The 17605-nt window shown below is 71.6% G+C and carries 16 protein-coding genes and 1 other annotated feature; of the genes, 7 read left to right on the top strand and 9 right to left on the bottom strand.

The window, feature by feature from the left end:
* Window positions 1-92: 92 nt before the first annotated feature.
* On the top strand, window positions 93-761 hold the full coding sequence (locus AB0435_RS00990; RefSeq protein ID WP_366425872.1) for a DUF4232 domain-containing protein: 669 nt from the start codon (window positions 93-95) through the stop codon (window positions 759-761).
* 27 nt (window positions 762-788) lie between these two features.
* Here AB0435_RS00990 and AB0435_RS00985 read toward each other — a convergent pair whose 3' ends face one another.
* Window positions 789-2606, bottom strand: coding sequence for an NHL domain-containing thioredoxin family protein (locus AB0435_RS00985; protein ID WP_366425871.1), 1818 nt, complete (start codon window positions 2604-2606; stop codon window positions 789-791).
* 613 nt (window positions 2607-3219) lie between these two features.
* Here AB0435_RS00985 and AB0435_RS00980 point away from each other — a divergent pair.
* Window positions 3220-3540, top strand: coding sequence for a transposase (locus AB0435_RS00980; RefSeq protein WP_366002085.1), 321 nt, complete (start codon window positions 3220-3222; stop codon window positions 3538-3540).
* Window positions 3498-3611, top strand: a sequence feature (AL1L pseudoknot). It overlaps the preceding gene by 43 nt.
* Before the next feature lie 162 nt (window positions 3612-3773).
* Complete coding sequence (locus AB0435_RS00975) at window positions 3774-4193, top strand: hypothetical protein (protein ID WP_366002086.1); 420 nt, start codon at window positions 3774-3776, stop codon at window positions 4191-4193.
* A gap of 79 nt (window positions 4194-4272) precedes the next feature.
* Here the strand turns inward: AB0435_RS00975 and AB0435_RS00970 are convergent, their stop codons facing one another.
* Window positions 4273-5052 carry a carbon-nitrogen family hydrolase gene (locus tag AB0435_RS00970; RefSeq protein WP_366002087.1) on the bottom strand — a complete coding sequence of 260 codons (780 nt, stop codon included), beginning with the start codon at window positions 5050-5052 and terminating at the stop codon, window positions 4273-4275.
* Window positions 5053-5196: 144 nt separating this feature from the next.
* On the opposite strand from AB0435_RS00970, the gene AB0435_RS00965 reads away from it, so the two are divergent.
* Window positions 5197-6027 carry a maleylpyruvate isomerase family mycothiol-dependent enzyme gene (locus tag AB0435_RS00965; protein ID WP_366002088.1) on the top strand — a complete coding sequence of 277 codons (831 nt, stop codon included), beginning with the start codon at window positions 5197-5199 and terminating at the stop codon, window positions 6025-6027.
* A 50-nt stretch (window positions 6028-6077) separates the two neighbouring features.
* Here the strand turns inward: AB0435_RS00965 and AB0435_RS00960 are convergent, their stop codons facing one another.
* From AB0435_RS00960 to pdhA, 6 genes are all read right to left on the bottom strand, one after another.
* Window positions 6078-7397 carry an MFS transporter gene (locus tag AB0435_RS00960; protein WP_366002089.1) on the bottom strand — a complete coding sequence of 440 codons (1320 nt, stop codon included), beginning with the start codon at window positions 7395-7397 and terminating at the stop codon, window positions 6078-6080.
* Window positions 7394-8068 carry a GntR family transcriptional regulator gene (locus AB0435_RS00955; protein ID WP_366425870.1) on the bottom strand — a complete coding sequence of 225 codons (675 nt, stop codon included), beginning with the start codon at window positions 8066-8068 and terminating at the stop codon, window positions 7394-7396. Before AB0435_RS00955 ends, AB0435_RS00960 begins: the two co-directional genes overlap by 4 nt.
* Window positions 8069-8199: 131 nt before the next feature.
* A complete protein-coding gene (locus AB0435_RS00950; RefSeq protein ID WP_366425869.1) occupies window positions 8200-9030 on the bottom strand; it encodes a helix-turn-helix transcriptional regulator in 831 nt (276 codons plus the stop codon).
* 279 nt (window positions 9031-9309) lie between these two features.
* Complete coding sequence (locus AB0435_RS00945) at window positions 9310-10761, bottom strand: dihydrolipoamide acetyltransferase family protein (RefSeq protein ID WP_366425868.1); 1452 nt, start codon at window positions 10759-10761, stop codon at window positions 9310-9312.
* A gap of 23 nt (window positions 10762-10784) precedes the next feature.
* Window positions 10785-11765 carry an alpha-ketoacid dehydrogenase subunit beta gene (locus AB0435_RS00940; RefSeq protein WP_366002093.1) on the bottom strand — a complete coding sequence of 327 codons (981 nt, stop codon included), beginning with the start codon at window positions 11763-11765 and terminating at the stop codon, window positions 10785-10787.
* Complete coding sequence (pdhA, locus tag AB0435_RS00935) at window positions 11765-12919, bottom strand: pyruvate dehydrogenase (acetyl-transferring) E1 component subunit alpha (protein WP_366002094.1); 1155 nt, start codon at window positions 12917-12919, stop codon at window positions 11765-11767. The genes AB0435_RS00940 and pdhA overlap by 1 nt, the downstream gene beginning before the upstream one ends.
* Window positions 12920-13281: 362 nt before the next feature.
* Here pdhA and AB0435_RS00930 point away from each other — a divergent pair, with 362 nt between their 5' ends.
* From AB0435_RS00930 to AB0435_RS00920, 3 genes are all read left to right on the top strand, one after another.
* Window positions 13282-13941, top strand: coding sequence for a response regulator transcription factor (locus tag AB0435_RS00930; RefSeq protein WP_116212790.1), 660 nt, complete (start codon window positions 13282-13284; stop codon window positions 13939-13941).
* A gap of 92 nt (window positions 13942-14033) precedes the next feature.
* Window positions 14034-14486: a pyridoxamine 5'-phosphate oxidase family protein gene (locus tag AB0435_RS00925; RefSeq protein ID WP_366002096.1), complete on the top strand. Its 453-nt coding sequence runs from the start codon at window positions 14034-14036 to the stop codon at window positions 14484-14486.
* A gap of 108 nt (window positions 14487-14594) precedes the next feature.
* Window positions 14595-15671: a phosphotransferase gene (locus AB0435_RS00920; RefSeq protein WP_366425908.1), complete on the top strand. Its 1077-nt coding sequence runs from the start codon at window positions 14595-14597 to the stop codon at window positions 15669-15671.
* Window positions 15672-15719: 48 nt separating this feature from the next.
* Here AB0435_RS00920 and AB0435_RS00915 read toward each other — a convergent pair whose 3' ends face one another.
* Window positions 15720-17348, bottom strand: a complete 1629-nt coding sequence (locus AB0435_RS00915) for a protein kinase (RefSeq protein WP_366425867.1) — start codon at window positions 17346-17348, stop codon at window positions 15720-15722.
* Window positions 17349-17605: the final 257 nt, after the last annotated feature.

The following is a 17605-nucleotide window of genomic DNA, read 5'->3' as shown; positions in this document are numbered from 1 at the left end:
CGAAACGTTAGCGGAGCGTTAGCCGTTCGCCAATGCGCTGCGGAATGATCCATGCCGTACCGACCGGCCGACATCCCATCGGGGGATCCACCATGACTCGTACCCGCTCCCTGCGCCTCGCCGCGGCCGCCCTCACCGCGGCGGCGGCCCTCACCCTCACCGCCTGCGGCGGCAGCGACGGTTCGGGCACCAAGACCAGCGGGAAGGCCGACACCTCGGCGGCCGACGGGCAGGACCAGGGTCAGCCGGCGGACGACTCGGGCCAGGCGGACACGGCGCAGGCGGCCACGGCCTCGAAGGACGGCAAGGACGGCAAGGACGCCAAGAACGCAGCCAAGGGCACTTGCACGGCCGCGGACGTCAAGGTGGAGGCGAAGGCCGTCCAGACGCCCGTCAACCACCTGCTCCTGGTGGCCACCAACACCTCGAAGAGCCCCTGCCACGCGTACAACTTCCCGTTCGTCCGCTTCGACGCCGACCAGGCGACCGCGGGCGTCGTGGAGGAGAGCCGCCCGCAGGCCGTCATCACGCTGGCGCCGGGCAAGTCGGCCTACGCGGGCGTCATCACCTCGGCCGCGGACGGCTCGGGCGGTGCCGGCCGGGACGCGAAGAAGCTGGGCGTCTCCTTCCAGGGCTCGGACGGCAACGGCAGCGTCGGCGACCAGGCGTCGGTGGACCTGCCCGGAGGCAAGGTCCACGTCGACGACTCGGCGCGCGTCACGTACTGGCAGAGCGGGGCGCCCGCGGCGCTGAAGTGGTAGCCCGGGCCCGCGCCTGAGCCCGCTCCGTCAGCCGTCCAGCCCGGCCAGCACCAGGGGCAGCCGCGCGGCCCCGCCGGGCGCCACGCGTACGGGCACGCCCCAGTCCTGCTGGTGCATGTGGCACGCCGGGTACTCGTTGTCCGGGTCGTCGTCGCACGAGGCGGCCATCGCCGACACGTGCAGGACGCCCTCGGTCACGCCGTCCGCCAGGACGAGGTCGCGGCCCAGGTCGGTGCCCGCGCCCGCGCCCTCCGCCAGGAGCTCCGGCGGGGTGGAGCTGACGAGCAGGCGTGTGGAGGGGCCGTAGCGGGTGTCGAGCTTCTGGCCGGCGGGGGCCTGGAAGACGACGTCGAGCCGCAGCCGCCCGGGGGCGATCTCCGTGGCGGCGCGCTGCGTGCGGTGGGCGACGGCCTCGACCCGTACGGCCTCCTCGGGCAGCCGCAGCCGCGTCAGGCGGTGCCGGGCGGACTCCACGACCACGATGTCGTCACCGGCGAGCACGGCGTCGGACGGCTCGCGCAGGTCGGTCGCGAGCGTCGTCACCTCGCCCGTGGCCGGGTCGAAGCGGCGCAGCGCGTGGTTGTAGGTGTCGCAGACGGCGACGGAGCCGTCGGGGAGCGCGGTCACACCCAGGGGGTGCTGGAGGAGCGCCTGCGCGGCGTCGCCGTCGCGGTGCCCGAAGTCGAAGAGGCCGGTGCCGACGGCGGTGCGGACGGCGAAGCCGTCGCCGTCCCGCTCGACCCAGCGCAGGGCGGAGGTCTCGGAGTCGGCCACCCACAGCCGGTCCTCGGTCGCGGCGAGCCCGGACGGCTGCGCGAACCACGCCTCGGCCGCCGGCCCGTCGACCAGGCCCTCGTTGGTCGTGCCCGCCGCGACCTCGACGGTCCCGGTCTCCGGGTCGTACGTCCACAGCTGGTGGACGCCCGCCATGGCGATCCAGACGCGGCCGGCGAACCAGGCCACGTCCCAGGGCGAGGAGAGGCTGGTCTCCGTCGCGGGGCCCGAGGTGGGCTGCCCCTGCATCCACTGCCTGCCCGTCCCGGCGAGGGTGGTGAGCGCGCCGGTCTCCGGGTCGTACGCCCGCAGCGCGTGGTTCACGGTGTCGGCGACGACGACCCTGCCGTCGGGCAGCAGCGCGAGGCCCTGGGGCTCGCTGAGGCTCTCGGGGCCGAAGCCGCGCTCGCCGGTGCCGACGCGGCGGACGACGGTCTCGGCGTCGGCCGCGAGCTCCACGAGCTGGTGGCGGGTGGAGTCCGAGACGAGGAAGGTGCCGCCGGGCAGCCGCACGGCCTTGCCGGGGAAGCGGAGGTCGGTGGCGACGGGCTCGGGCGCGACGTACGGCCCCTCACCGCGCCGCAGCGTCCCCTTGGCCGCGTGCTCCGCCTCCAGCTCGCCCACCAGTGCCTCAAGGGCGTGCGCGTGCCCCTCGCCGGCGTGCTGGGCGACGATGTAGCCCTCCGGGTCGATCACGACGAGCGTGGGCCAGGCGCGCACGGCGTACTGCTTCCACGTCGCGAGCTCGGGGTCGTCCAGGACGGGGTGGTGCACCTCGTACCGCTCGACGGCGTCGACCACGGCCTGGTGCTCGGCCTCGTGCACGAACTTCGGCGAGTGCACGCCGATGATCACCACGGTGTCGCGGTGCTTCTCCTCCAGCTCGCGCAGCTCGTCGAGGACGTGCAGGCAGTTCACACAGCAGAACGTCCAGAAGTCGATGATCGCGATGCGTCCTCGCAGGTCGGCGAGGGACAGTGCGGTTCCGCCGGTGTTCAGCCAGCCGCCCTTTCCGATGAGTTCGGGGGCGCGGAGCCGGGCGCTGCGGGGAGCGGGCGAAGCAGTGTTCATGGTTCAAGGGTGCCATCCTGGTGTGAACGCGCGATCACAAGCGCTTGGCCTGGCGGACGGTAAGGGGACACCGCACGGACAGTCCGGTCCGTTGCCCTGTTTTCCGCTCCGCGGGCCTGCCTGAGCACCTAGAGTTGACGTGTCCGGAGCCCGGCTCCAGGACAGGGCCGGGGAGCCGCACGGTACGTACGACTCCCCGGGATTCTCGCGAGGAGACCCCCGTCAGGATCCGCTGTGGTGTCCGACCAGCTCGAGGACCAGTCGAGCGATGTTGGTCAGGAACGACACCACGGCGAGAAGGATCCCGACCGGGGTCTTTCGCCATCCGCATGGTTGCCGTCGATCAGCTGCCATGCATGTCACCTCCGTGCGTGCGAACTGATGGATACGGCACGGGTGGACAGCGCATGTTCCGCGGACCTCGACAACTCCGCGCTGGAACCCTACGCAGGCGGTCCGGGGGCACAGGTCACATCCAGAAGTTCGCCAGGGTTTCGCCAGGGGTCGCAAGGTACCCGCCGCCCAACTGACCGGGGCAGACTGGTTTTTCGTAGGGATTGCAGATTGGAATGAGACTCCCTGGAGACTCCCAAGCCTGGAATGGGGTTCGGTCATGCCCGCCCGCAGGAAATACCCGCCCGAGCTGAAACAGGAGGCCATGCGCATGGTCCACGACCTGCGCCGCCGCAACGGCACGCCCTACGGCTCGGTCTCGAAGGTCTCCCGGGAGCTCGGCGTCGGCCGCGAGACGCTCCGCGCGTGGATACGCCAGGGGGAGGTCGACTCCGGGATCCGGCCGGGCAGGTCCACCCCGCACGCCCAGCGGATCACGGCGCTGGAGAAGGAGCTCGCCGAGGTGCGGCGGGCCAACAAGATCCTGCTGGAGGCGGGGGGTTTTATCGCCCGGGCGCTCGACCCGCGCGCGGGACGCTGACCGCGTTCGTCGACCACCGCCGGGAGGAGTTCGGGGTCGAGCCGATCTGCCGCACCCTGGGGATCGCCCCGTCCACCTACTACGCGCACAGCGCCCGGCGCGCGGCGAGGAGGAAACGTCCGCCGGCGGAGTCCGTACGCCCGGCCGGCTCTTTCAGGACGCTGGCCGTCGACTACACGCTTCTGGACACACCGAGGGCCGGCAGCCCCTCCGGGACGCTCTACACGATCTTCGTGCTGGACCTCGCCTCGTCCGCCGTCCTCGCCTGGTGCATCAAGGAGGACATCCGCCCCGAGTTCGTCTTCGCCGCACTGGAGTTGGCCCTGGTCACCCCCTTCGGTCACCGGTTCGGCGCGAGCCTCCCGCTCCGGGCGGAGATCCGCTGCACGCGCCGGCTCCAGCGGACCGACGCGGTGCGCGCCGTCGCCACCGCCGGTGACGTCGCCCTGGAGCACACGATGCACGCGCACAGCAGCGACTACCGGGAATTCCTGCGCCGGCACCAGGACGCGCACTCACCGGAGGCGGTGGCCGGGAAGACGTGGGCCTGGGTCTCGCGGCACAACGACGAAGTGGCCAAGAGGCTGCTGCACCCGGAGCGCCCGCCGGAGCGGCTCCAAGCGGGCTCGGCGAAGTCCGGCGCGGTTCGGTAGCGCTGCGAAGGGGCGCGGGGAACCGCGCGACCAGCCACGGCGCACCCGCAGCCAACTCACCGGACTTCCAGCGGAGCGCTCAGCGGCCGAGCACGCGGTCCTTCAGCGCCGGGAAGGACTCCCGCGTCTTCGCGACCTTCGCCATGTCCAGGTCCGCCGTGAGGACTTCCTCGGCCGGGCCCGCCTGGGCCAGCGTCTCGCCCCAGGGGTCGACGATCAGGCTGTGGCCGGCCTGGGGGACGCCCGCGTGGGTGCCCGCCGTGCCGCAGGCGAGGACGTACGACTGGTTCTCCACCGCCCTGGCGCGGGCCAGCAGCGTCCAGTGGTCGCGGCGGCGCTCCGGCCAGCCGGCCGGGACGACGAGGGTCTGGGCACCGGCGTCGACCAGGGCGCGGAAGAGCTCGGGGAAGCGGAGGTCGTAGCAGGTGGCCAGGCCCAGCGTGGTGTCCGGGAGGGGGACGGTGACGACCTCCGTGCCGGCGCCCATCAGGACGGCCTCGCCCTGGTCGAAGCCGAAGCGGTGGATCTTGCGGTAGGTGCGGACGAGCTCGCCCTCGGGCGAGAAGACCAGGGAGGTGTTGAAGACCGTGCCGGACGGCGTCAGTTCGGCGATCGAACCTGCGTGCAGCCAGACACGCGCATCGCGCGCGGCGTCGGCCATCGCACCCGCGGTGGGTCCGTCCAGGGCCTCCGCGCCGGTGGCGAAGGACTCGTAGGCGAAGGCGCCGACGTGCCACAGTTCGGGCAGCACCACGAGGTCACTGCCCCGCTGTTCGCGTACGAGCCCCGCCACGCGCGACCGCCGCGCGCCGGTCGGCTCCGCGTCGGAGACGTCCACCTGGATCAACGAGACGCGCACGGTACCACCAATCTCAGCGTCCGAAACCACTGCCAGCCTGCCCGTGCGCAGCGTAACTTAACTGCTGAACACCCGAAGAGCACTTGCCCCGCAGCCGACGCAGCACGAGCAGCCAATCCGCGCACGCACCGCCCGAGGGATTCCGTGACCGTCCACCCCAGTCTTCAGCCCGTCATCGACGCCTGGACCCACTCCATCGAAGCGATCCACGAGTTGGTGAGACCGCTTGCCGAGAGCGACTGGAACAGGCCCACCGAGTGCCCCGGGTGGTCGGTTCGCGACGTGGTCTCCCACGTCATCGGCGTGGAAACCGAATTCCTGGGCGAACCACGGCCGATCCACACGCTGCCGCGCGATCTCTACCACGTCACCGACGAGTTCTCGCGCTACATCGAGGTGCAGGTGGACGTGCGGCGCTGCCACACCGCGCTGGAGATGACCTCCGAGCTGGACCTCGTCATCCTCCGGCGCTGCCGGCAGCTGCGGAACGAGCACCGGGGCCCGCAGACGCCGGTCCGCTGGCCGCTGGGTTCGGGCAACGACCAGCCTCTCGAACGCGCCATGACCGTACGGGCCTTCGACGTGTGGACGCATGAGCAGGACCTGCGGCGCGCGCTCGGGATGCCCGGCAACCTCGATTCCCCGGCCGCGGCCATCAGCCGTGACTTCCTGCTGGCCGCGCTGCCGAAGGTCGTCGCCAAGGACGCCGCCGCCCCGCCGGGCGCGGCGGTGGTCTTCGACGTGCACGGCCCGCTGGAGTTCCTGCGGACCGTGCGGGTCGACGCCCAGGGCCGGGGGAAGATCGACAGCAGTGTGTCGCTCGGCCCGACGGTGACCCTGGGCATGGACTGGGAGACGTACGCCCGGCTGGCGTGCGGGCGTCTGAGGCCGGACGCGGCGCGGGACCTCGTCAAGGTCGAGGGCGACCCGCGGCTGGCCCGGACGATCCTTCGGGAGTTCTCGATCACGCCGTGACCCCGACGATCACGCCGTCACCCCCGACGATCGCACCGTGACCACGGCGGTCACCCCGTGACGCCGGGCGACCTCACCGGGACGTGCACCGTCTCCACCCTCGACGCCACGATCCGCTCCTCCTCGCGGCGTTGCGCGCGCGTCCGCAGGCGCAGGATCTGGGAGAGCCCCAGCGCCTCCAGGACGAAGACGGAGCAGAACGCGACGCGGTAGTTCTGACCGGTGGCGTCCAGCAGGAGACCGACGGCCAGCAGGGTGGTGATCGAGGCGACGAAGCCGCCCATGTTGACGATGCCGGACGCGGTGCCCTGGCGCTCGGGCGGGTTCGCCGGGCGCGCGAAGTCGAAGCCGATCATCGAGGCGGGGCCGCAGGCGCCGAGGACGACGCACTCCACGACCAGCAGCCACATGGGCGCGTGCCCGGGCCAGACGACGACCGTCGCCCAGAGCAGCGCGGTCGCCGCGACCGTGCCGAGGGCGAGCGGCAGCCGGGCGGCGTGGTGGCGGCCGATGACCTGCCCGTAGACCAGCCCGACGGCCATGTTCGACAGCACGACGAGGGTGAGCAGCAGTCCGGCGGTGCCGCGGGACAGGCCCTGCGCCTCGACCAGGAACGGCATGCCCCACAGCAGCAGGAAGACCATCGCGGGGAACTGCGTGGTGAAGTGCACCCACATGCCCAGCCGGGTGCCGGGTTCGCGCCAGGCGCGCTGGATCTGCTGTCGTACGAATCCCTTGCCCGCGTGCGGGGCGGCGACCGGTTCGTGGCCCTCGGGGTGGTCCTTGAGGAAGGCCAGCAGCAGGACGAGGACGAGCACTCCGGCGGACGCGCTGCCCGCGAAGGTCCGCGTCCAGCCCTCGCTGTGCAGCAGGCGGGCGAGGACGACGGTGGAGACGAGGTTGCCCGCCATCCCGAACAGCGCGGCGATCTGGGCGACCATCGGGCCGCGGCGGGCGGGGAACCAGCGGGCGCCGAGCCGCAGCACGCTGATGAACGTCATGGCGTCACCGCAGCCGAGCAGGGCGCGGCTGGCCAGGGCCGTGCCGTAGGAGTGGGAGAGCGCGAAGGCGAGCTGTCCGGCGGTGAAGAGGACGACGCCGAGGCCGAGGACCTTCTTCGTGCCCAGCCGGTCGACCATCAGGCCGACGGGTATCTGCATGCCCGCGTAGACGAGCAGTTGGAGTATGGAGAAGGTGGACAGCGCGGAGGCGTTGATGTGGAAGCGCTCGGCGGCGTCGATCCCGGCCACGCCGAGGCTGGTGCGGAAGATGATCGCGACGAAGTAGACGCCGACGCCGAGGCCCCAGACCGCGACGGCCCGCCTGCCGCCGGGCGGGTCGCCGGGCAGCGCCGCGGCCGGCTGGCTCATCGGATATCTCCCTGCGCGAGGTTCCGCACCCAGCTGACGTGCTGGTCGACGACGTCGACGGCGGCACGGGCGTCCCCCGCGCGCAGGGCTTCGAGGATCTCGCTGTGCTCGGCGTGGTTCTTGGCGATGCGGTCGGGGTGGGCGTGCATGACGGCCACGCCCATCCGCAACTGCCGGTCGCGGAGCTGGTCGTAGAGGCGGGAGAGGATCTGGTTGCCCGCGTTGCGGACGATCTCGGCGTGGAAGGCGCGGTCGCTGACGGAGACGGCGGCCAGGTCGCCCGCGTCCGCCTGCCGCCGCATGTCGTCGAGGAGTTCCTCCAAGCGCGCGATGAGGTGCCCGGGGGCGGGGACGGCCTTGGCCGCGGCGTGCTTCTCGACGAGCAGGCGGGTCTCGACGACGTCCGCGATCTCCTGCGCGGACACGGCGAGGACCAGCGCGCCCTTCTTCGGATAGAGCTTGATCAGCCCTTCCGCCTCCAGCCGCAGCAGCGCTTCCCGCACGGGCGTCCGGGACACCCCGACCGCCTCGGCCAGGTCTCCTTCGGTCAGCAGCGTCCCGCCTTCGTAGCGGCGGTGGAGTACGGCTTCTTTGATGTGGGCGTAGACGCGGTCGGCGGCTGGGGGCTGCTTGGTGGGGAGGGGCAGGTCGGCGGCGGGAGCGGTCGGCATGCGCACAGCTTAGATACAACACGTATGCACGAGGAGGGGGTGTCCGCGATCCGGACGAGGAGGGTGTCTACGGGTGTCCAGGCGACAGGGCCGTACAGGGGCGAACGGGGACAGTCGGGGTGCGCGGGGTCCTAGACGCCCGGCCAGCCGTCCAGTGGCGTGATGAAGACGAAGCGGAGATCCGGGCGCTGTATCGGCAGCAGCACATGCGTCGTCACGCGGACTTCGGCGTTCCCGTGGTACGGCAGCCGGAGCCGGAAGACGTGTCCGTCGCGGTGCTCCACGACGTCGTGCTCCTCGGCCCAGATCCGCCGGCAGTCCGCGTCCGCGTCGAGGATGTCCTCGACCAGCCCCCGCAGTTCCGCGTCCGCCGGATCGCTGTTCGCGGCGACGCGCAGCATCGCGAGATAGGTGCGCGCGCAGCTGTCCTCCCAGTCGAGCATCTGCTCGCGCGCCTCGGGGGCCAGCAGGGCCCACCGCATGAGATTCGCCCCGGGACGCAGGGCCCAGGGAAACCACTCGCCCATGAGGGAATTCGTGGCGACGACATTCCAGGCGACATCGGAGAGATATGCGGGATACGAAACCTGCTGTTCCAGCAGCGCTTTGACGCCGTTGGGCAATTCTCGCTGAGCACGGGAGAGTTCGGGCGGGCGGCGGCCGCAGACGGCGAGGAAGAGGGTCAGGGTCTCCGCGTCGCTCAGCCGCAGGGCCTGGGCCACGCGCAGCAGGAAGCTCTCCGAGAAGTCCTGGCGGCGCCCGGCCTCCAGCGCGCGGTACCACCCCTCGCTCACCCCGGTCAGCCTGGCCACATGCGCCTGGGAGAGGCGCCTGCCGGGGGGCGGGAAGGTGCCGCGGAGCTCGCCGACGGTGCGGGCGTCGACGCGTGCCCGCCAGGCCCGGAGGAGCCGGCTGATGGACTCCCCGTCCACCCGGTCGTCCACCCGGTCGACGCCTTCCACGCGCCCTCCAAATCCGACACTGCAAGTGTTGGTCAATGTTAGGTAATTTGCCCGGCACGGGCTATTCCACCCCCTGCCAGGGTGGTGGCCCGAGGCCGCTCCGCAGCACGACGGAGGGCCCGGACGCTGCTCTCTCCTCACTGGAGGGGGGTGAGGAGAGAGCGCCGGGCCCTCCGTCTTTCCGCTTTTCAACGGTTTTCTTTTCAACCGCTTTTGTCGGCGTCAACGGCTCTTTGCCAGTGGGCGACCCGTGTTCTCCGTGGGCCGCCCGGCCGGGAATCAGCCCCAGGTGATGAGGCGCTGCGGGTTCTCCAGCACGGCCGCGATGTCGGCGAGCACCTTCGAGCCGAGCTCGCCGTCGACCAGGCGGTGGTCGAAGGACAGCGCCAGGGTCGTCACATGACGCGGCTTGACCTTGCCCTTGTGGACCCACGGCTGGAGCTTGACGGCACCGAAGGCCAGGATCGCGGCCTCGCCCGGGTTGAGGATGGGCGTGCCGGTGTCGATGCCGAAGACGCCGACGTTGGTGATGGTGACCGTGCCGCCGGACATCGCCGCCGGACCGGTCTTGCCCTCCCGCGCCGTGGTGACGAGCTCGCTCAGGGCCGCCGACAGCTCGGGCAGGGTCTTGGCGTCCGCGTCCTTGATGTTCGGCACGATCAGGCCGCGCGGCGTGGCGGCCGCGATGCCGAGGTTCACGTAGTGCTTGCGGACGATCTCCTGGTTGTCCTCGTCCCAGGCCGCGTTGACGTCCGGGTTCCGCTTGATCGCCACGAGCAGCGCCTTGGCGACCAGCAGCAGCGGGTTGACCCGCAGCCCGGCCATGTCCGGGTCGTCCTTGAGCTTCTGCACGAGCTTCATCGTGCGGGTCACGTCGACGGTGACGAACTCCGTGACGTGCGGCGCGGTGAAGGCGCTCGCGACCATCGCCTGAGCGGTGGCCTTGCGGACGCCCTTGACCGGGATCCGCGTCTCGCGGGCACCGGCGGCCGGGGCCTCCGCGACCGCCGCGACCGCCGCCGGCTCCTCCGCGGCCGGGGCGGGCGCGGTGCGCGCGGTGGCGGCGGCGTGCACGTCTTCCCGGGTGACGACGCCGTCGGTCCCGGTCGGGACGACGGCCGCCAGATCGACGCCGAGGTCCTTGGCGAGCTTGCGCACCGGCGGCTTGGCCAGCGGGCGGCCCCCGGAGGCGGCCTGGGCGGCCGGCTCGGGCGCTATGGGCGCGGGGACCGTGGGCACCGCGGCCGGGGCCGGAGCAGCGGCCGTGTGGCCGTTCAACTCCGCCTGCACGGCGGCCGTCACCGAGAACGGCTGCGCGGCGGCCTTGCGCGGCCGGCGCTTGGTGGACGACGGCGCGGCGCCGTACCCCACGAGCACCGCCTGGCGCTCCGGCGCGGCCGGGGCCTCCGGCTCGGCGGGAACGGCGGCGGGCGCGGCGGGCTCCCCGGCCACCGGCCCGGAGCCCGGAGCGGTGTCGACGGCGATGATCACCTGCCCGACGTCGACGGTCGTACCTTCGGGGAAACGCAGCTCGTGCACCACGCCGTCGAAGGGGATGGGCAGTTCGACAGCGGCCTTGGCGGTCTCCACCTCACAGACCACCTGGCCGTCGGAGACGGTGTCCCCGACGTTCACGTACCACTTGAGGATCTCGGCCTCCGTGAGTCCCTCGCCCACGTCGGGCATCTTGAACTCGCGGAAACGCCGGCCATTGGCGGTGCTTGCAGTCATCGTCACGACTCTCCTCGAACCCCTCAGTACGCCAGCGCGCGGTCGACGGCGTCGAGCACCCGGTCCAGTCCCGGAAGGTACTCGTCCTCCAGCCGGGACGGCGGGTACGGCGCGTGATACCCGCCGACCCGGAGCACCGGTGCCTCCAGGTGGTAGAAGCAGCGCTCGGTGATCCGCGCGGCGATCTCCGCGCCCGTGCCCAGGAAGACCGGGGCCTCGTGCACGACGACCAGCCGGCGGGTCCTCTCGACGGACGCCTGGATCCCGTCGAAGTCGATGGGCGACATCGACCGGAGGTCCAGGACCTCCAGGGACTTGCCCTCCTCGGCGGCCGCCGAAGCGGCCTCCAGACAGGTCTTCACCATCGGGCCGTAGGCGGCGAGGGTGAGGTCCGTGCCGGAGCGCACGGTGCGCGCGGTGTGCAGCGGCCCGGGGATCGCCTCGGTGTCGACCTCGGACTTGTCGTGGTAGCGGCGCTTGGGCTCGAAGTAGATGACCGGGTCGTCGCTCTGGATGGCCTGCTGGAGCATCCAGTACGCGTCGGAGGCGTTCGACGGGGAGACCACCTTCAGGCCCGCCACGTGCGCGAAGAGCGCCTCCGGCGACTCGCTGTGGTGCTCCACCGCGCCGATCGCACCGCCGTAGGGGATGCGGATGACGACCGGCAGCTTGATCTTGCCGAGCGCGCGGGCGTGCATCTTGGCGAGCTGGGTGACGATCTGGTCGTACGCGGGGAAGACGAAACCGTCGAACTGGATCTCCACGACCGGGCGGTAGCCGCGCAGGGCCAGGCCGATCGCGGTGCCCACGATGCCGGACTCGGCGAGCGGGGTGTCGATGACCCGGTCCTCGCCGAAGTCCTTCTGCAGGCCGTCGGTGACGCGGAAGACGCCGCCGAGCTTGCCGACGTCCTCGCCCATGACCAGGACCTTGGGGTCGGACTCCAGGGCGGTGCGCAGGGAGGCGTTGATCGCCTTGACGATGGAGAGCTTCTCGGCGGACATCAGTGGCTCTCCTCGGCGAACGAAGCCTGGTAGGCGGCGAACTGAGCGCGCTCCTCGTCGACCAGCGCGTGGCCGTCGGCGTAGATGTTCTCGAAGATCGCCATGTTGTCGGGGTCCGGCATCGTCCGGACGACGTCGCGCACCCGCTTGGCGAGCGCGTCGGACTCGGTCTCCAGGGCGGCGAAGAACGCCTCGTCGGCGTGGCCCTCGCGGTCCAGGTACGTCCGCAGGCGCAGGATCGGGTCCTTCGCCTCCCACAGCTCGCGCTCCTCGTCCCGGCGGTACTTCGTCGGGTCGTCGGAGGTGGTGTGGGCGCCCATGCGGTACGTGAACGCCTCGACCAGCGTGGGCCCCTGGCCCGTGCGGGCGCGCTCCAGGGCGGCCTTGGTGACGGCGAGGACGGCGAGGACGTCGTTGCCGTCGACCCGCACGCCCGGGAAGCCGTAGCCCTGTGCGCGCTGGTAGAGCGGGACGCGGGTCTGCTTCTCGGTGGGCTCGGAGATGGCCCACTGGTTGTTCTGGCAGAAGAAGACGACCGGGGCGTTGTAGACGGCCGAGAAGGTGAACGCCTCCGCCACGTCGCCCTGGCTGGACGCGCCGTCGCCGAAGTAGGCGATCACGGCGGAGTCCACGCCGTCTTTGGCCACCCCCATGGCGTAACCGGTCGCGTGCAGTGCCTGCGAGCCGATGACGATCGTGTAGAGGTGGAAGTTGTTCTCGTTGGGGTCCCAGCCACCGTGGTTCACACCGCGGAACATGCCGAGCAGGTTCGTGGGGTCGACCCCGCGGCACCAGGCGACGCCGTGCTCGCGATAGGTCGGGAAGACGTAGTCGTCCGAGCGGGTGGCCCGGCCGGAACCGATCTGGGCGGCCTCCTGGCCGAGCAGCGAGGCCCACAGGCCCAGTTCGCCCTGGCGCTGGAGGGTGGTCGCCTCGGCGTCGAACCGGCGGGTCAGCACCATGTCCCGGTACAGGCCGCGCAGTTCCTCGGGCGTCAGGTCGATGGAGTAGTCGGGGTGCTCGACCCGCTCGCCCTCCGGCGTCAGCAGCTGTACGAGCTCGGGCTCGCCGGCCCGTGCCGCGCCCGCCTTGGCGCCGGCGCGCTTGCTGCTGCCCCGGCGCGGCTTGCGCGCGGCAGTGCTGTCCACAGTCACGTGTGCTCCTCCGTCTGTCCGGCCCCCGGGGTCGCCGGTGGCCGGAAGGGGTCCCCCCGCCGTGAGGCAGGGAAATGCTCGCCCGGTCCCCGACGGCACACGGGGTGGGTGTGCCGAGGCCGGAACCGGGCGTGACAGGCGCCCCGGCGAATGGCCTGCAATAAGCACGTTACCCAGAAGGCCGCATTCCTGCGAAACCCCGCCTGACCTGCAATTTTGCTTGGATTTCCAAGTAAATCGAGAAAGCGGGACAACGCTCCTGGTCACGTCCTTGTGAGCACAGCCCTGCGGACTGCCGGAACGACCGCACGTTATCTCGGAGGACAAGAGCAGGGGAAGAGTTGGTGTGTGAGACTGTGACTGTGCCCGAACAACGAAAAATCACGGTATTTCTGCTCGATGACCATGAAGTGGTCCGCCGCGGGGTGCACGAGATGCTCTCCGTGGAGGAGGACATCGAGGTCGTGGGCGAGGCCGGTACGGCCGCGGACGCCTTGGTGCGCATTCCCGCGACCCGGCCGGATGTCGCCGTTCTGGACGTTCGCCTTCCGGATGGCAGCGGAGTGGAAGTCTGCCGGGAAATCCGTTCTCAGGACCAGAACATCAAATGCCTGATGCTCACCTCCTTCGCGGATGACGAGGCACTCTTCGACGCCATCATGGCGGGCGCGTCCGGTTACGTACTGAAAGCGATCCGTGGCAATGAGCTGCTCTCGGCCGTACGGGACGTGGCGGCCGGGAAATCCCTGCTCGACCCGGTGGCGACCGCGCGGGTGCTGGAGCGGCTGCGCGACGGCAAGGACCCCAAGGGCGACGACCGGATGGCGAACCTGACCGACCAGGAGCGCCGCATCCTCGACCTGATCGGCGAGGGCATGACCAACCGCGCCATCGGCGAGCGGCTGCACCTCGCCGAGAAGACCATCAAGAACTACGTCTCCAGCCTGCTGTCCAAGCTGGGCATGGAGCGGCGTTCCCAGGCGGCCGCCTACGTGGCCCGCATGCAGGCCCAGAAGCGCTGAAACCGCCGGTTTCCCCCTTTCGGGACCAACGTCCCTGCCCCCAGGGCCGGGTGCCCCTAGGGGCGAGTGACACCACCGGGCACAGTGGTGCCATGCTCACCCCGCCCACCGGGCCCAACGACGACTACGACGAATACCGCGCGCTCGAACTGCTCGCCGGCATGCCCTACGGCAGGCTGTCCGTGAGCATGCGCGCGCTGCCCTTCGTCACCGTGGCCCGGCACATCGTGTCCGGCCGCTCGGTCGTGCTGCGGATGCACGCGGGCTACGGCTACGCGCAGGCCTGCGACGGCAATGTCGTCGCGTACGGTGCCGACAACCTCAGCAACCGCCGCGAGGGCGACGAGGACGTCCGGACCGTGCAATTCGTGGGCACCGCACGGCTCTTCACGCCGTCGCCCGCCGAGCTGGAGCTCTTCGGCCGGGCGCCGCGCACCGCGGACGACGCACCCTTCGTCCCCGAATACCTGTGCATCGAACCGCAGTTCATCACGCTGCATCGCCTCGAAGGCGTCCCCGCGCGACAGGTCGCGCACTTCGCCTGATCTAACATTTGGAGCGTGCCGCGCTCACTTGTCTCCCCGCTCGTCGCCACCACTGTTCACAGCGGAACCGGCGGGGACGGCGGACTTCAGGCACCGGGCAACGGCACGCTGCACGCCCTGCTGCGGCGGTACGGCAACGCCGGCACGCCCCTGACCTGCGTCCCGCTGACCGAGGGCCTGCTCAACCGCGGTTACCGCCTCACCACCACGCGCGGCGCCTTCTTCCTCAAGCACCACCTCGACGGCGACCACGCGGCCATCGCCCGCCAGCACAGCGTCACCCTGCGGCTGGCCGCCCTGGGCCTGCCCGTCGCCCCGCCGGTCGCCGACGCCGACGGCTCCACCGTGACCGTCCTCGACGGCCGCTGCTACGCCCTGCACCCCTGGGTCGAGGGCCGCCACCACGACGGCGGCGAGCTGACCCACGCCCAGTCCCGAAGCCTCGGCACGCTCCTGGGCCAGGTGCACACCTGCCTGGCGAAGGTCTGTCCACAGGAGCCCCCCGACCCGCCGGGCGGCCCCGGGAAGGGCCCTGGAGGGCCTTCTGCGGGCCCGGGAGGGCCGGGGCGGGATCCTGGAGCCCCACCGGCCTCCGAGGGGCCGCAGGGGGCGGGTCAGGACGCCGCGGCGGACCCCCAGGACACCTACGCCCTCATCGAGGAGCTCCTCGCGCTCGTACGGCGCCGCCCCCGCGACTCCTTCGACGAGCTCGCGGAGCACCGGCTCGTCGAGCGCCGCGCCCTGCTGGAGCGGCACGCGCACCGCCGCCCCGCCGCCGCCCCCGCCCGCGGGTGGGTGCACGGCGACTTCCACCCGCTCAACCTCCTCTACCGGGGCGGCGAGCCCGCGGCGATCGTCGACTGGGACCGGCTGGGCGTCCAGCCCCGCGCCGAGGAAGCCGTACGGGCCGCGGTGATCTTCTTCCTGCGGCCCGACGGCACGCTGGACCTGGCGAAAATACGCCCCTACGCACGCGCGTACCGGCGCGCGTGCGGCGCCGGTACGGCCGAACTGGCCGCGGCCGTGCACCGCGTGTGGTGGGAGCGGCTCAACGACTTCTGGATGCTGCGCTGGCGCTATCAGCTGGGCGACCACCGCGCCGATCCCGGCTTCCCCGCGTCCGCGGCGCTGGCCGTGTGGTGGACGCGGGCGTACGGCTCCGTGCGCGACGCCTTCACGGACTGAGCCCGCCTCCCGGTGAGGGAGACGGGCTCAGGGCCGTGCGTCGTGCGGTCAGCCGCCGCCCAGGCTGCCCTGGAGGGTGTTGCCGGCGGTCGTACCCGGCGGCGTCGGGTCGTGCGTCGGCGGCTTCGGGTCGTCGGTCGGGTTCTTCGTCGGGTTGGTGTCCCCCGACGGGCCGGTCGTGGGACCGGTCGTCGGGTCGGTCGTCGGGTTCTTCGTGTGGTGGTTCCGGGTCGGCTGGTCGGTCGGCTCGTCGTTGCCGCCGCCCGTCGAGTCGGAGGTCCGGTCGTGACCGCCGGTGGTGTCCCCGCCGGGCTGGGCGCCACGGGAGCTCCGCTGGCTCGGGGTGGCGCCGTCGGAGGGCGTGCCGGGCGCGGACGGGCCGGTGGGCGTCTTGTCGGTCTGCTTGGTGTCGTTGCTGCCGGTCGACTTGGTCTGGTTCAGCGCGTAGACCACGCCCACCGCGATGGCGAGCACCGCGAGCACGGCGACCAGCACCATCTTGCCCCTGCCACCGCCGCCGTTGCCGCGGCCCCGGCCGCCGTGGCCGCCGTTGTAGCCGTCGAAGCCGCCGTCGTCACCGTGGCGGGACGGGATGAGCGGCTGCTGCGAGGTGTCGCCGTGCAGCGGGTGCGGCATGGCGGTGGTGCCGGCCATGCCGCCGCCCATACCGCCCCCCATGCCGAGGGCCTGGGTGGCGGCGGTGGCGTGCGCGACCGGGCCGGTGTCCCAGGAGCCCGTGTGGGCACCCGCGTCGTGCAGCATCTGGAGCGCGTACTGCACCAGCCCGCGCATCTCCTCCGCACTCTGGAACCGGTCGTCCGGGTCCTTCGCGAGGGAGCGCATGACCAGGCCGTCGAGCTCCGGCGGCACGCTGCCGAGCACCTGCGAGGGTGCCACGGGGGTGTCCTGGACGTGCTGGTAGACCACCGAAAGCGGGGTCTCGCCGGTGAACGGCGGGCGGAGCGCCAGCAGTTCGTACAGCAGGCAGCCGGTGGCGTAGAGGTCCGAGCGCGCGTCGACCGTCTTGCCGAGCGCCTGCTCGGGCGAGAGGTACTGCGGGGTGCCCATGACCATGCCGGTCTGCGTCATGGTGGACGCCGCGCCGTGCAGGGCGCGGGCGATGCCGAAGTCCATGACCTTGACGGCGCCGTTGTTGGTGATGATCACGTTGGCGGGCTTGATGTCACGGTGCACGATGCCGTGCTGGTGGCTGTAGGCCAGCGCCTCCAGCACGCCCGAGACGATGATCAGCGCCTGCTCCGGCGGCGGGGCATCGGCGTTCAGCAACAGGTCGCGGATAGTGCGGCCTTCAACCAACTCCATGACGATGTACGGCACGACGTTGCGGCCGACGGCGTCCTCGCCGGAGTCGTAGACCGCGACCACCGCGTGGTGGTTGAGCCCGGCCACGGACTGTGCCTCGCGGGTGAAGCGCGCCTTCGAGACCGGGTCCTCGGCGAGGTCGGCGCGGAGCAGCTTCACCGCGACCGTGCGGCCGAGACGTACGTCCTCGGCGGCGAACACCTCTGCCATGCCACCGCGCCCGAGCCGGTGGGTCAGGCGGTAGCGGCCGTCGCCGACCAGTCCGCCGTTACCCCACATTTCAGGCACATCGGGCATACCGCCCCCGTTGGCGTCAGGGTCGGATGGACCCTGGGCGCTCTGCGTCTGTGCCATCAGTCCTCGCCGTCGTGTCTGGCCGCTGCGCGATAGAAGGCGCTGCGCGGGGAAAACGGTCTTCCGCTAAGGCACGCTACAGGCTCCAGGCCGCGCGCCGGTCCGGGATGGACGCGCTATCAAACCTGTACGGGCCTGAGCAAGGCAAATCTCGTGACGGCTTGTCGCTCATCCCGTCACGGAACGGGCACGCGGCTTGACGTGCCCGCGCCCTCGGGCAGACTTGGCCGAGATATATCGACGGCCCGGCCCGATCC

This window comes from Streptomyces sp. NPDC051173 (genome assembly GCF_040689515.1).
In the GTDB taxonomy this organism is placed as follows: Bacteria; Actinomycetota; Actinomycetes; order Streptomycetales; family Streptomycetaceae; genus Streptomyces.
The sequence above is the reverse complement of the archived record's forward strand: the minus strand, read 5'-3'. Positions and strand labels throughout refer to the sequence as shown.